Source organism: Bartonella sp. MR30HLJHH (assembly GCF_042194195.1).
Taxonomy (GTDB): Bacteria; Pseudomonadota; Alphaproteobacteria; order Rhizobiales; family Rhizobiaceae; genus Bartonella; species Bartonella grahamii.
Map to the genome: position 1 here is coordinate 1 of NZ_JBHIMO010000110.1, position 570 is coordinate 570.

Genomic DNA, 570 nt, shown 5'->3' on the forward strand with positions numbered 1-570 from the left:
GCTAAGGGCTGCTTCATCTGTTGTGTTTGGTGCATCAAGCACCACAATAGCACGCAGACGCTCTGCAATGCCAATCAGTTCTGCTGCGACGGGGTTGGCAGTTGCACCAGTTCCATTCTCTTCAATATTCACACTGGAAGGGCGTTTGTGTGTAAAGCCTGGAGCGATGAGAATGCGTGGTGTTTGTCCCACAATGGACCCCGCTCCAATCAAAGCATGGACGCCTTCATAAGCGCCATTTGCATTCACACCACCCAGAACATTGGTGAGTGTTGCATTTTCATTGTCACCTTCTTTCACACGGATGACAACAACAATTGCTCCCACTTGCTTGAAAATAAGATCAAGAGCATTGGGTAAAGTACCACGTTGTTTACCTGTTTTATCTAGTTTTGCTGCTTGTGAAAGAGAGCCTGCTATCAAAACCGGTGTATTAAGAGGAAAGACTTGTTCATCTGCATCAGGCGCTGTGCCAACAATTCCAATAACTGCCGATTGAACCGCGCGAAGGGGACGGGTGCCGTCGTCAACCTCGACAACTTCAACACCGTGTAGAAAACCTGTTGCCAT

The 570-nt window shown here is 48.1% G+C and carries 1 pseudogene; it reads right to left on the minus strand.

The annotated features are described in order from the left end of the window. Positions 1-570: pseudogene (locus tag ACFIKR_RS09605) on the minus strand (phage tail protein); the annotation flags it as partial.